Here is a 12,901-nt window from a genome sequence, read left to right as displayed (position 1 = left end):
CAGTTTAGGTGCCGCAGAAGGTCATGTAGGTGTCCTCGAACCCGTCCGGACCGGGGCGTTCGTAGACTTCCATCCCGGCCTGGCGGGTGAAGGGGTCGGTCACCAGTCCCAGCAGGGTGGTGAAGGCCTCCCACCGGCCCTCGACAGCCTCGGCCAGAGCATCCTCAACCAGGTGGTTGCGGGGCACATAGACAGGATTGGTCTTCTGCATGTTAATCAGATCCGGCTGGGCGGCCAGCCACCGCGGGATCCACTCCTCGAACCCCGCCGGTGGGGTCGATTCCACCGACCATTCACTCAAGGTCCGGTTCAGGGTGGTCACATCGGGGGAGTGGGTGCGCATCAGCTCCAGATAGGACTCGATCAGGCCAGCGGTGTCCGGCGCATCCGCGTCCAACCCCAGCCCGGCGGCCAGTTCCGCGTGCAGGGCATCGTTGTAGCGGTCGGTGAAGGTGTTGATCATTTCCTGGGCCCGGTCCACCCCGGCATCGGGGGTGTCACCGAACAGGGGGATGAGGGTCTCCGCCAGGCGGGCGAGATTCCACCCCAGGATCAGCGGTTGATTGCTGAACTTGTACCGGCCGTGGGTGTCGATCGAACTGAAGACGGCGTCCTCCCGGTAGCGGTCCATGAAGGCACACGGGCCGTAGTCGATGGTCTCACCGGAAACCAGTGTGTTATCCGTGTTGAGCACACCGTGGACGAAACCAAGGCGCATCCACCGGGCCACTGTCTGCGCCTGCGCGTCCATGACCTGCCGGAAGAACCAGGCATAACGCTCCGGACCGGATTCGGGGAACCGTTCCACCAGCCGGGGATAATGCCGGGTGATCGCGTGATCGGCCAGCCGACGCGACAGGTCGATGCCACCGGTGATGTTGGCGTACTGGAAGGAACCGACACGGATGTGGCTGGTGGCCACCCGGACCACCACCGCGCCGGGCAGCACGCGATCACGTTGTATCTTCCGTCCCGTGGTCACCACCGCCAGTGCCCGGGTGGTGGGCACGCCCAGGGCATGCATGGCCTCGGAGACGAGGTATTCACGCAGTGCAGGCCCCAGCGCGGCCCGACCGTCGGCCCCACGGGAGTACCGTGTCCGCCCTGACCCCTTCAGGTGGATGTCGCGCAGTACTCCGTCAGTGCCCCGGATCTCGCCGAGCAGGAGTGCACGCCCATCCCCGAGACTGGGCACGAACTGCCCGAACTGGTGGCCCGCATACCCCTGGGCCACCATCTCCGTGGTCGGTTCCGGGTTGAGCCCGAGGAGGAACTCCACACCTGCAGGTGAACGCAACCAGTCCGGATCGATGCCGAGCAGCCGCGCGAGATCCTCATTCAATACCGCCAGCTCAGGATCCGGTTGGTCCTCACCGCGCCAGGGGGTGGTCATCTCGGGGAACTCCTCCGCGAAACGTGCCTCCAAGGTGAACGGGGCGGAAGGATGGTCGGTGGGCTGTTCCGGGTTCGTTGGGGTACTCATGGTGCCAGCCTAGTGATATCGACCGGCTAGGATGATGACTCATGAATTCCCCTGACTCCGCTTCTGCAACCCCTGCCGGTGAGGTGCCCGGCACCGTTCACAGCGTCACACTCATCGGTGGTGGACCGGGCGCATGGGACCTGATCACCGTGCGCGGGATGAACCGACTGCGGGAAGCTGACGTCATTCTCGCTGATCACCTCGGACCCACCAGTGAACTGGATAAACTATGTGATCTGTCCACCAAGGAGGTGGTGGATGTCTCCAAACTTCCATATGGACGTCAGGTGGCGCAGTCCCGCACCAATGAGCTGCTGGTCGAGTACGCCCTGGCGGGTAGGAGGGTGGTCCGGCTCAAGGGTGGGGATCCGTATGTGTTCGGGCGTGGCTTCGAGGAATTGGAATACCTGGCCCGCCACGGCATCGCCTGCGAGGTGATCCCGGGGGTGACCAGTGCGATCTCGGTGCCGGGGGCTGCCGGTGTACCCATCACCCAGCGTGGCATCGTCCACTGCTTCACAGTGATCTCCGGGCATCTGCCCCCGGGGCACCCGGACTCACTGCTGGACTGGGATGCTCTGGCGAGAACGGGCGGGACGCTGTCCATCATCATGGGTGTGAAGAATGCCGGGCGCATCGCCGATGCACTCATGCAGGGTGGCCTCTCCCCGCACACGCCGGTGGCCATCATCCAGGAGGGCACCACCCAGGCCCAACGGTCGGTGCGCTGCACCCTGGATTCCCTCGGTGAGGTGATGATCAGGGAGGAGATCCAACCCCCTGCTGTCTACGTCGTCGGTGAGGTCGCCGGGTTGGGGCAACCGGAGGTCCCCTGACCCGCGAATGTTCGATCAGCGAACATCACCCCTCACATCCGGGGGTGAACCAGACCTCACCGGGCCTGTTTCCGCCCGAGTGTGGGACGGATATCCAGAGGGTGTGTAGGGTAATTCTGATCCCACGCACGGTGTGGCCCCCACAGACAGTCGTGATGAGGGCCGGGGTGACAAGGGCAGGGCCCTGGGTCGCCGGTCACCGTGCCGGTTACCCGAAAGGCCAGCGATTACCCCATGTCCACCAATCAGGTGCTCCGATACCCGTTCTCCGCAGTGGTGGGGCAGGATGAACTCCGCCTCGCGCTGATTCTCACCGCCATCTCACCCCGCATCGGTGGCGTGGTGGTCCGTGGCGAGAAGGGAACAGCCAAGACCACCACCGTCCGTGCCTTTGCCGGGCTGCTTGGTGATGCGCCACTGATCAACCTCCCACTTGGTGCCACCGAGGACCGCGTTGTCGGTTCCCTCAACATGGAGACCGTCCTGACCACCGGCCGCGCCGAGTACAAGCCGGGTCTGTTGGCCCAGGCGGACGGTGGTGTCCTCTACGTCGATGAGGTCAACCTGCTCGCGGACCACCTCGTCGATGCGCTTCTCGACGCCGCCGCCAGCGGTCGCGTCTCTATCGAGCGCGATGGCATCTCCCATTCCTCACCCGCGAACTTCGTGCTGGTGGGCACCATGAACCCGGAGGAGGGCGAACTGCGCCCCCAGCTGCTTGACCGTTTCGGCCTGGCCGTGGACGTGGTGGCCTCCAACAACCCCGAGATCCGCGTGGAGATCATCCAGCGGCGTCTGGCCTATGAGGCCAATCCCGAGCAGTTCGTGCAGGACTGGGCCGCGCAGGATGAGGAGATCTCCCAGCGCATCCACACCGCCCGTCAGCTGCTGCCCAACGTTGAGCTGCCCAGCAAGATGCTCTCGCAGATCGCCTGGCTGTGCTCCCGCATCGAGGTGGACGGCATGCGCGCCGACCTCGTGATCACCCGCACCGCCCTGGCACATGCCGCCTGGCAGGGCCGCACCCAGATCACCGATGAGGATGTCGAGGTCGCCGCCCGCCTGGCGCTGCCACACCGTCGTCGTCGAAACCCCTTCGATGCCCCGGAGATGGAGGAACGCAAGCTGCAGGAGGTGCTGCAGGAGGCGCGCAACTTCTACAAGGACACCACCAAGCAGGGCCCGGCTGCCGAGGAGACGGACGAGGAGACCGGCGCGACCGCCCTGATCGACACCGAGAACCCCACCGACGAACAGGGATTAGAGGGCACTGCCCAGGCCAAGGCCCAGACGACCGGAAAGGTAGGTACTGCCGGACACGGCGAACCCTTTCGCTCCTAGGGTTTTCCGACTCACCACCATGGGCGATGAGGATTCCACCCCGGGTCGTCGCTCCAAGTCCTACACACGTCAGGGCGCGGATGTCCGGCCGAAGAAGGACGGGCACGGCATCAACCTGGTGGGCACCCTCATGGCTGCCGCCGACCGCGGCGCCGCCGTGGTGGACGGCATGGTGGATTTCCGCCCCGAGGATCTGCGGGGGTCCCTGCGCCGCGGACGCGAGGCCAACCTCATCGTGTTCGTGGTGGACACCTCCGGCTCGATGGCTGCCCGCTCCCGGGTGCGTGCCGTCACCGGCGCGATCATGTCCATGCTCACCGATGCCTACCAGCGTCGGGACAAGGTGGCGGTCATCGCGGTCAACGGCAACAAGCCAACCCTGGTGCTGGCACCGACCAGTTCCGTCGACATGGCGCAGAAATCACTCGATGCCATGCCCATGGGTGGGCGCACCCCGCTCGCCGAAGGCCTGATCATGGCCCGCGATCTCATGGAGAGGGAACACCGCAAGGAGCCTTCACGGCGTCCGCTGCTGGTGGTCATGACCGACGGTGAGGACACTTCCGATGCGGGTGAGACCGGTATCGCCACCGCTGCCCGCGCCGTGGTCAAGTCGGGTCTGTCCGGCAACCTCGTCATCGACTGCGAGGGGCGGATGAAGGTGCGCAAGGAACGCGCCGCCGTGCTTGCCCAGCTCCTGGGTGGGGTGTGTGTGCGCCTGTCGGAGATGAACGGCGACAACATCAAGACGGTCATCAACGCCTAGGGGGACGCATGACGCCGGGGATCAGACCACCAGCGTCAGCGTCTCTTTCCTCCCCTCGTTGATCTCCACGGTCATCCCCGCCCCGCGGGCGATGTCCGCGACTTCCCCCGCGGTGGTGGCCTCCCGCGGGGAGGTGGCCAGCACCCGGGCGAGCTCACCCTTGTAATGCTTGTTGAAGTGACTGACCACCTTCCGGGTCCCGTCCCCCAGTACTGATTCCACCCGCACCGTCACCGCGCCGGGTACCTTCCCGAGCTGCTGGTAGGTGCCGCTGCGCAGGTCGATGATGAGTTCATCGACCCCCGCCAGCGCATCCGTGATTGTCGTCCCCCAGCGGGCTTTCATGGTCGGTGTCGTCCCCTGGGCACCGGGGAGTTTCGTGCCCCCGGACAACCGGTAGTGGGGGATGTGGTCCCCGGCCCGCACCACGCCGAACAGGGCGGACCCGATGGCCAGGCGGTTGAGGGCAGCGGGGGTGAGGGTGTCGGCGGCGAGGGCGTCGTAAAGCACCCCGGAATACCGCAGCACCGCGGGCATGGTGGGGGCACTGCGCAACACGGTGTTGGCGACGGCCTCCGGCCGGAGTTTCTCCGAGATCCCCAGAACCGGCAGCGCGTCGTCGGGGGACAGGGCCCCGAGATCGGTGATGATCGACTCGCGGACGTCGGTGAGCTCTGGGAAGCTCAGGCTGGGCAGGTCGAGCGGAGCACCCGCACCACCGGGTGTCTTGGTTTCAGAAGGGGGCAGGAGGATGAGCATGGCTAACAGCGTACAAAAACACCCCGGTCCCACCCGGTGTGGGTCCTTCGGATCCCGTCCGCACGGTGGTCATAACGGGTAATGACGGCGCACCCGGGTGTGGGGGAGTATGGTGCGTTTATCCGCAGATGGCAACACCGGTTAGTCTGGCTCACGTCCCCTCCGATTCCCCGGCCGACCCGGCCTTCAGGGAATCAGGAACAGGCACTCTCACCAGGTACTTCACGGACACCCCAGTCGGTGTCCGCGGGTAATTTTCCAAAACACCGCCCAGCAGCGGGTCAACCCAGTTGAAGGGGTATATTTTACACTCATGATTACTCGTCTTTCCACGCTCTTCCTGCGCACCCTGCGCGAGGACCCGGCTGACGCCGAGGTGCCCAGCCACAAGCTGCTGGTCCGTGCCGGCTACATCCGTCGTGTCGCCCCCGGCGTCTACTCCTGGCTGCCCCTCGGTCTGCGGGCGTTGCGCAACATCGAACAGGTGGTGCGCGAGGAGATGGACGCCATCGGCGGGCAGGAGCTGCTGTTCCCCGGTCTGCTGCCGCGGGAGCCGTATGAGACCACCCAGCGGTGGACCGAATACGGTGATTCGCTGTTCCGCCTGAAGGACCGCAAGGGCGCTGACTACCTCCTGGGCCCCACCCATGAGGAGATGTTCGCCTCCACGGTGAAGGATCTCTACAGCTCCTACAAGGATTTCCCGGTCACCCTGTACCAGATCCAGACCAAGTACCGCGATGAGGAGCGTCCCCGTGCGGGCATCCTGCGTGGCCGTGAATTCGTGATGAAGGATTCCTACTCCTTCGACATGACCGACGCCGGCCTGGAGGAGTCCTACGCCCGCCACCGTGCCGCCTACCAGCGTATTTTCGATCGCCTCGGCATCGAATACGTCATCTGCAAGGCCACCTCCGGTGCCATGGGTGGTTCCGCCTCCGAGGAGTTCCTCGCGGTGTCCGCCAACGGTGAGGACACCTTCGTGCGTGCCACCGACGGTGACTTCGCCGCCAATGTGGAGGCCGTGGTCACCCAGCCGGGTCAGGAACGCCCCATCGAGGGTCTGCCGGAGGCCGTGGTCCATGAGACCCCGGTGTCCGAGACCATCGAGACGCTGGTGGCGTGGGCCAACTCCATCGGGGTCACCGTCGACGGCCGTGAGGTTCAGGCCTCCGACACCCTCAAGTGCATCGTGGTCAAGACCCGCGAGCCGGGTGCCGAGGAGTGGGAGCTGACCGGCGTCCTGGTTCCGGGCGACCGTGAGGTGGACATGAAGCGCCTCGAGGCCTCCCTGGAACCCGCCGAGGTGGAACTGGCTGTCGAGGCCGACTTCGCCAAGTACCCGTTCCTGGTCAAGGGCTATGTCGGTCCAGTCGGACTGGCCCGCAACGGTGTTCGCGTGCTGGCCGATCCCCGCGTGGTCACCGGCACCTCCTGGATCACCGGTGCCGATGAGAAGGAACGCCACGTCGTCGGCCTGGTGGCCGGCCGTGACTTCACCCCGGATGGTTTCATCGAGGCCGCCGAGATCAGGGAGGGTGACCCGGCGCCGGAGGGACAGGGCACCCTGACCCTGGCCCGCGGCATCGAGATCGGTCACATCTTCCAGCTCGGCCGCAAGTACACCGAGGCCTTCGACGTCCAGATCCTCGACGAGAACGGCAAACGCGCCATCCCGACCATGGGTTCCTACGGCATCGGTGTCTCCCGTCTGCTCGCCGTCCTTGCGGAGCAGCGCCATGATGAGGCCGGCCTCAACTGGTCGCCCGCCGTCGCCCCGTACCAGGTGCACGTGGTGGCAGCGAACAAGGACGCCGCCGCCATCGAGGCAGCCGAGCGGTACGCCACCGAGCTGTCCCAGGCGGGTATCGACGTGCTTTTCGACGACCGCCCCAAGGTCAGCCCCGGCGTCAAGTTCAAGGATGCCGAACTCCTCGGCATGCCCTTCGCCCTGATCCTGGGCCGTGGTTATGCCGACGGCACCGTGGAACTGCGTGTCCGCGGTGGCGAGAAGACCGAACTGCCGGTCGATGAGGCAGTGGAGACCATCGTCCGCCTCGTCAACGAGGCACGGGGCTAGTTTTCCTGCGCAACGATAAAGCACCCGCCCTTCCCCACCTTTACATAGGTGGGGGAGCGCGGGTGTTGTCGTGTGTTGGTGTCGCCTGGCCCCTACTCGGTCACCCCGGTGCCCAGCTCAATACCCAGGCCCGGAACCGAGTTGATGAGGTTGCGGGTGTAATCCTGCTGGGGATCGTTGAAGATGTCATCGGTGGGGCCAGCTTCCACCACCTGCCCCTTCTTCATCACCACCACGTCATCGGCGGTCTGGCGGACCACCGCGAGGTCATGGGTGATGAACAGGTAGGTCAGGGACAGTTCATGCTGCAACTCCGCCAACAGACGCAGGATCTGGTTCTGCACCAGCACATCCAGGGCGGACACCGCCTCATCGAGCACGATGACCTCGGGGTTGAGGGCGAGTGCGCGGGCGATGGCGATGCGCTGGCGCTGCCCGCCGGAGAGCTCATTTGGGTAGCGGCGCATCGCCGAACGCGGCATGGACACCATGTCCAGCAGCTCCGCGACCCGCTTCTCGCGTGCCTTGCGGTCCCCACCGACTTTATGGATGACCAGTGGTTCCTCGATGCAGCGGTAGATGGAGTACATCGGATCCAGCGATCCATAGGGGTTCTGGAACACCACCTGCAGTTTGCGGCGCATGTTGAACAGATCCCTGCGGCTCAACGTGGACAGGTCCGTGCCGTTGTACAGCACCTGCCCACTGGTGGGTTCCAACAGGCTCAGCACCATGTTGGCCACGGTGGACTTACCGGAACCCGATTCACCGACCAGCGCCGTGGTGGTGCCCTTTCGGACATAGAACGACACATCATCCACGGCCCGGAGGGTTTTCTTATCCCCACGTGAACCCCGGATGTTGAACTCCCTGGTGAGGTTCCTGACTTCGATGACACGTTCCTCCGTCGTCAGGTCCACCGTGTCTGCAGTGGCACCGGCGGTGAGCAGCTCAGCGGACTCCATGCCCTTGGCCTGGGCGCTCTGGATGCGGGCGGATGCCAGGGACGGCGCCGCCTGGACCAGGCGCTGGGTGTAGGGATGCCGGGGGTTGCGCAGGATCTGCAGGGACGGGCCGGATTCGACGATGCGCCCACGGTGCATCACCACCAGGTGCTCGGCGCGTTCCGCCGCCAGACCCAGGTCATGGGTGATGAACAGCACCGCGGTGCCCAGGTCCCGGGTCAGTCCCTCCAGGTGGTCGAGGATCTGGCGCTGGACGGTGACATCCAGGGCGGAGGTGGGTTCATCGGCGATGAGCAGTTTCGGGCGGGCTGCCAGACCGATGGCGATCAGGGCACGCTGGCGCATGCCGCCGGAGAACTCATGGGGATACTGTTTGGCACGACGCTCCGCGTCGGGCAGGCCCGCCTCCTCCAGGACTTCAGTGACGCGGGCATCCATCTCCGAACCCGGGACCACGTTGTTGGCCTTGAGGGACTCCTTGACCTGGGATCCGATCTTCCACACCGGGTTCAGGTTGGTCATGGGGTCCTGGGGAACCAGACCGATCTCCGAACCGCGGTATTTCTCCATCTGTTTGTTGGACAGACCGGTGATGTCCTCGCCGTTGAAGATGATCTTGCCGCCGGTGACCTTTCCGGTACCAGGCAGCAGGCCGATGATGGACATGGCGGTGGTGGATTTTCCGGAACCGGATTCACCCACGATGGCCACGGACTGACCGGGATAGATGGTCAGGTTGGCGCCGCGCACGGCGTTGACCACACCGGTAGAGCTGGTGAAGGAGATCTCCAGGTCGCGGAGTTCCAGCAGGGGCTGGTCACCGGGGTGATCAGGGGTGTTCGGGGTGGTGGTGCGTGGATCGGTCATCGCTTCCTCGCCTTCGGATCGAGAGCGTCACGGACGACATCGCCCATCATGATGAAGCTCAAAACGGTCAGTGCCAGTGCCATGGCGGGGTAGAACAGCACCATCGGCTGGGTACGCAGGGAGGTCTGCGCCTTGGCGATGTCCGCACCCCAGGACACGATGCTCGGGGGTAGGCCGATACCCAGGAACGACAGGGTGGCCTCAGCCACGATGAAGGTGCCCAGCGCCACGGTGGCGTACACGATGATCGGTGCCGCGGCATTCGGCATGATGTGGGAGAGCAGCTGTTTGACCTTGGATGCCCCCAGGGCGCGCGCCGAGGTGACATACTCCTCATTCTTCACGGACAGGACAGCACCGCGGGTGATACGCGCGATATTGGTCCAGCCGAACAACCCGAGGACGAGCACCACGGTGACGATGGTGCGGTGTTCCTTGAACATCTGCATGACCACGATGGCGGCCAGCACCAGCGGGATGGCGAAGAACATATCGGTCACGCGGGACAGGATGGTGTCGACCCAACCGCCGAAGAAGCCAGCGAGCGCGCCGAAGACGGTGCCGATCACCACCACCAGCAGCGTGGTGAGGACACCGACGGCGACAGATGCGCGGGCACCGTAGACGGTGCGGGCGAAGATGTCACAACCCTGGCGGTCGAAACCGAAGGGGTGACCCGATCGGGGGCCGTCCAGGGAATTGGCGAGCACACAGTACTGCGGGTCGGTGGAGGTGAACAGCTGCGGGACCAGCGCCAGCGCCAGGGCCAGCAGGATCAACACGGAGGAGACCCAGAACAGGGGACGACAACGCAGGTAGTTCCACGCCTCACCCCACATGGAGGTCGGGGCGGAATCATCGGCGACGGCATCGACAGCACCGAGACCGGTTTCATCATCCTCGGCGATGAAGTGGTTCTGACCCGGGCGGATCAATGCCCCGTGCCGTGAGCTGGACGGGAAGAAGTGGGCATTCTCGGGAGTCTGGTCATCCTGACCGAATGCCTTGTTGGTGTGGAGTTCATTGTTAGGCATAGCGGATCCTCGGGTCGAGCACGGCGTAGATCAGGTCCACGACGAGGTTGGCGATGATGTACACAATCACCAGGACAGTGACGATGGAGACCACCGTGGTGGGTTCACCCCTGAGAATGGCCTGGTAGAGGGTGCCACCGACGCCGTTGATGCCGAAGATGCCTTCGGTGACAATCGCGCCACCCATGAGCGCACCCAGGTCGGCGCCGAGGAAGGTGGCCACCGGGATGAGTGAGTTGCGGAGTACGTGGCGGTTCATCACGGTGAAATTGGACAGGCCCTTGGCCCGGGCGGTGCGCACATAGTCTGCACGCAGGTTCTCACTCACCGACTGACGGGTCAGTCGCAGGACATAGGCGAAGGAGACGGCTCCCAGCACGAATGCCGGCATGAGCAGTGCGGTGAAGGACTCATTGGAACCCACCGTGACGGGAAGCAGTCCCCATTCAACGCCCACCAGGAACTGCAGGACGAAACCGATGACGAAGGTCGGTACCGCGATGACCACCAGCGAGAGCACCAGGACGGTGGAGTCGAAGATGCCACCGCGGCGCATACCGGCATAGACACCGAAGGCGATGCCGAAGATCGCCTCGAACGCCAGGGCCATGAGGGCCAGTTTGATGGTGACCGGGAAGGCATTGGCCATCACATCGAGAACCGGTTGGCCGGAGAAGGTCGTTCCGAAATCGAGGACGAAGATGCCCTGGATGTAGAGCAGATACTGGATCAGGAACGGTCGATCCAGGTTGTACTCCTCGCGGATTCTCTGGGCCGCGGCCTCGGTCAGGCCACGGTCACCACCGAGGGCCTGGACGGGGTCACCAGGCATGAGGAACACAAGGGCGTAGATCAGCAGAGTTGCACCGAAGAAGACCGGAATCATCTGGAGCAATCGCCGCCCGACGTAACGAAGCATGAGCGTGGGTGTCCTTGCTTGTTGTGGGGTGGATGATGGGTGGTGACAACCGAAAGGCCCAGGAATCTCTTCGGGGTCCTGGGCCATTCGGGGGTCTGCTGACCGGGAGCGAACCCGGTCAGCAACGGGTGTCAGATCCTAGCTCTTGGTGATCTGGTAGTACGCCGGCTGGGAGTTCCACATGAACTCGACGTTGTCGACGTTGTTGGAGTAGCCACCGACCGCGTTGGAGTACCAGGTCGGGATCGCAGGAAGGTCCTGCAGGAGGATCTCCTGTGCCTCGTTGTAGGCGGCGACAGCCTGCTCGGCATCCTCAGCACCTGCGGCCTCGGAGAGTTTGGTGTCGAACTCCGGGTTAGAGTAGTCACCGTCGTTGGAACCTGCCCCGGTGCCATAGAGTGGGCCGAGGAAGTTACCCAGCGACGGGTAATCCGCCTGCCAACCGGTACGGAAGGCACCATCGATGGTGCGGTTGGTCACGTCATCGCGCAGGGACTTGAAGTCCGGGTAGGGGTTACCGATGGCGTCGATCCCCAGGGTGTTGCGGATGGAGTTGGCGACAGCATCGACCCATGCCTGGTGGCCACCGTCGGCGTTGTAGGAGATGGTGAACTCACCGGTGAACGGTGCGATGGCATCGGCCTCGGCCCACAGCTCCTGGGCGCGCTCCGGGTTGTATTCGAGGACCTCGGAACCGGTGAGGGAATCGGAGTGACCGTCGATGACCGGGGAGGTGAAATCGGTTGCCGGGGTGCGGGTGCCCTCGAAGATGGTCTCGGTGATCTCATCGCGGTTGATGGCCATGGAGATCGCCTGGCGGCGCAGTGCACCCTCCTCACCGGAGAAGTGCTCGAGGCGCTCCGGGATGGTGAAGGACTGGAACACGGCTGAAGGCTGGTTGATGGACCGGCCCTGGAGTTCATCCTCGAAGGTTGCGAAGGCGAAATCCGGGATGGAGTCCAGGACATCGAGGTTGTCGGACAGCAGGTCGGCGTAGGCGGCATCGAAGGTCGGGTAGAACACGAACTTCACGCCATCGTTCTGGGGTGTACGGCCACCGTCGTAGTCCTCATTCGGGACGATGAGGGCATCCTGGTTGTGGTTCCACTCGGCCAGCTTGTAGGGACCGTTGCCCACCGGGTTCTCGCCGAAGGCCTCCATGTCCTCGAAGGCGGATTCAGGCAGTGGGTAGAACGCGGAGTAACCCAGACGCAGCGGGAAGTCGGACTCGGGCTGGTTCAGCTCGATGGTGAAGGTGGTGTCATCGACGACCTGGAGGCCCTCCATCTCCTCCACGCCCTCCTCATAACCCAGGATGGGTTCGAAGAAATAGGCGGAGAGCTGGTCATTGGCTACCGCGTAGTTCCATGCGTTGACGAAGCTCTCGGAGGTCACTGGGGTGCCGTCGGTGAAGGTGGCACCCTCCTTGAGGGTGACGCGGTAGGTCTTGTCGCCCTCGAGTTCGATGGATTCGGCGAGATCATTCTCCACGGAACCGTCCACGTTGTAGTAGACCAACCCGGCGAAGATGGAGTCGACGATGCGGCCACCACCGACCTCATTGGTATTGGCGGGAACCAGTGGGTTCTGTGGCTCGGTGCCGTTGACGAGCACATAGTTGTCACCACCGGATGCGGAATCACCGGTGCCCCCGGCGGAATCGGACTCGGAATCCGAGGCGCAGGCGGCGAGGCTGAGTGCCAGTGTCGCTGCCGCGGTGACGGCAAGAGACTTCTTTAAAGTCATTTGAGACCTCCGTGTGTTTTAGGTTGATTCCACCGGTGTGATTTCAGTGAAACCCCGTGCCTGAATCCTAAATGTGACTCAGCTCGCAGCCAAACCCGAAAGAGA

10 protein-coding genes are annotated in these 12,901 nt (G+C 64.2%); 4 read left to right on the top strand and 6 right to left on the bottom strand.

What is annotated here, in order from left to right; translation table 11 throughout:
- Positions 1–4: 4 nt before the first annotated feature.
- Positions 5–1,483: a protein adenylyltransferase SelO gene (locus CE_RS09445; RefSeq protein WP_006767894.1), complete on the bottom strand. Its 1,479-nt coding sequence runs from the start codon at positions 1,481–1,483 to the stop codon at positions 5–7.
- 41 nt (positions 1,484–1,524) lie between these two features.
- Between CE_RS09445 and cobA the strand changes: the two genes are divergently transcribed.
- The 3 genes from cobA to CE_RS09430 all read left to right on the top strand — a co-directional run bounded on the left by cobA (position 1,525) and on the right by CE_RS09430 (position 4,426).
- A complete protein-coding gene (gene cobA / locus CE_RS09440; RefSeq protein WP_006767893.1) occupies positions 1,525–2,319 on the top strand; it encodes a uroporphyrinogen-III C-methyltransferase in 795 nt (264 codons plus the stop codon).
- Between the two features lie 234 nt (positions 2,320–2,553).
- A complete protein-coding gene (locus CE_RS09435) occupies positions 2,554–3,660 on the top strand; it encodes an ATP-binding protein (RefSeq protein ID WP_006767892.1) in 1,107 nt (368 codons plus the stop codon).
- 19 nt (positions 3,661–3,679) lie between these two features.
- Positions 3,680–4,426: a vWA domain-containing protein gene (locus CE_RS09430; RefSeq protein WP_006767891.1), complete on the top strand. Its 747-nt coding sequence runs from the start codon at positions 3,680–3,682 to the stop codon at positions 4,424–4,426.
- Between the two features lie 21 nt (positions 4,427–4,447).
- On the opposite strand, the gene yaaA is transcribed toward CE_RS09430, so the two are convergent.
- On the bottom strand, positions 4,448–5,185 hold the full coding sequence (gene yaaA, locus CE_RS09425; protein WP_006767890.1) for a peroxide stress protein YaaA: 738 nt from the start codon (positions 5,183–5,185) through the stop codon (positions 4,448–4,450).
- 313 nt (positions 5,186–5,498) lie between these two features.
- Between yaaA and CE_RS09420 the strand changes: the two genes are divergently transcribed.
- The gene (locus CE_RS09420; RefSeq protein ID WP_006767889.1) at positions 5,499–7,265 is read left to right on the top strand and encodes a proline--tRNA ligase; all 1,767 of its coding nucleotides are present in this window, start codon (positions 5,499–5,501) and stop codon (positions 7,263–7,265) included.
- 92 nt (positions 7,266–7,357) lie between these two features.
- Here CE_RS09420 and CE_RS09415 read toward each other — a convergent pair whose 3' ends face one another.
- The 4 genes from CE_RS09415 to CE_RS09400 all read right to left on the bottom strand — a co-directional run bounded on the left by CE_RS09415 (position 7,358) and on the right by CE_RS09400 (position 12,796).
- Positions 7,358–9,097 (bottom strand): dipeptide ABC transporter ATP-binding protein, encoded by a 1,740-nt coding sequence (locus CE_RS09415; protein WP_006767888.1) that lies wholly within the window; start codon positions 9,095–9,097, stop codon positions 7,358–7,360.
- Positions 9,094–10,131, bottom strand: coding sequence for an ABC transporter permease (locus tag CE_RS09410; RefSeq protein WP_006767887.1), 1,038 nt, complete (start codon positions 10,129–10,131; stop codon positions 9,094–9,096). The genes CE_RS09415 and CE_RS09410 overlap by 4 nt, the downstream gene beginning before the upstream one ends.
- A complete protein-coding gene (locus CE_RS09405; RefSeq protein ID WP_006767886.1) occupies positions 10,124–11,050 on the bottom strand; it encodes an ABC transporter permease in 927 nt (308 codons plus the stop codon). The genes CE_RS09410 and CE_RS09405 overlap by 8 nt, the downstream gene beginning before the upstream one ends.
- Before the next feature lie 138 nt (positions 11,051–11,188).
- Positions 11,189–12,796, bottom strand: coding sequence for a peptide ABC transporter substrate-binding protein (locus CE_RS09400; protein ID WP_006767885.1), 1,608 nt, complete (start codon positions 12,794–12,796; stop codon positions 11,189–11,191).
- Positions 12,797–12,901 lie beyond the last annotated feature (105 nt).

Source organism: Corynebacterium efficiens YS-314, assembly GCF_000011305.1.
GTDB lineage: Bacteria > Actinomycetota > Actinomycetes > Mycobacteriales > Mycobacteriaceae > Corynebacterium > Corynebacterium efficiens.
This window is presented reverse-complemented; position numbering and strand designations above follow the sequence as displayed.